This window comes from Streptomyces sp. NPDC040718 (assembly GCF_055593565.1).
On sequence record NZ_JBVIXO010000048.1, the window covers coordinates 1 to 1,040 of the forward strand.

A 1,040-nucleotide genomic window follows, 5' to 3' on the forward strand; every position below is an offset into this window, starting at 1 on the left:
TGCGGCTACGGCTCCGAGGCCGAGAAGAAGGACGGGAAGCCGGCCGGTGCCACCGCCGCCGAGGGAGGCAAGCAGCTCTCCGCGTCCGAGGTCCGCATCGGGTACTTCCCGAACCTGACCCACGCCACGGCCCTGGTCGGCCTCCAGGAAGGCCTGATCGAGAAGGAACTGGGCGCCACCAAGGTCAAGCCCCAGTCCTTCAACGCCGGCCCGTCCGAGATCGAAGCCCTCAACGGCGGCTCTCTCGACATCGGCTTCATCGGCCCCTCGCCGTCCATCAACGGCTACGTCAAGTCCAAGGGCTCCAACCTGCGGATCATCTCCGGATCCGCCTCCGGCGGCGTCAAGCTCGTCGTCAACCCCGACAAGATCAAGACCCTCGACGACCTCAAGGGCAAGAAGATCGCCACCCCGCAGAAGGGGAACACCCAGGACGTCGCGTTCCTCAACTGGATCGCCGAGAAGGGCTGGACGGTCGACCCCGAGTCCGGCAAGGGCGACGTCTCCGTCGTCCGCACCGACAACAAGGTCACCCCCGACGCCTTCAAGCAGGGCTCCATCGACGGCGCCTGGGTCCCCGAGCCCACCGCCTCCAAGCTCGTCTCCGACGGCGGCTCCGTCCTCCTCGACGAGACCTCCCTGTGGCCCGACAAGAAGTTCGTCATCACGAACGTCATCGTGTCCCAGAAGTTCCTCAAGGAGCACCCCGACGTCGTCGAGGCCGTCCTCAAGGGCACCGTCAAGACCAACGAGTGGATCAACGCCAACCCCGAGAAGGCCAAGGCCTCCGCGAACGCCAGGCTCAAGGCCGACAGCGGCAAGGAACTGGACGCGAAGGTCCTCGACCCGGCCTGGCAGAGCATCCTCGTCACCGACGACCCCCTCGCGAGCACGCTGAAGACCGAGTCGGACTGGGCCGTCAAGGCCAAGCTCCTGGAGAAGCCCGAACTCGCCGGCATCTACGACCTGACGCTCCTCAACAAGGTCCTCAAGGCCGCCGGCAAGCCCGAGGTCCCCGACGCCGGTCTCGGCGCCAAGTA

The 1,040-nt window shown here is 66.5% G+C and carries 1 protein-coding gene; it reads left to right on the forward strand.

Annotation, left to right across the window (positions count from 1 at the left end):
- Nucleotides 1–1,040 (forward strand): aliphatic sulfonate ABC transporter substrate-binding protein (locus tag ACZ597_RS35600; protein WP_471339618.1); only part of this gene is annotated, 1,040 nt, incomplete at both ends.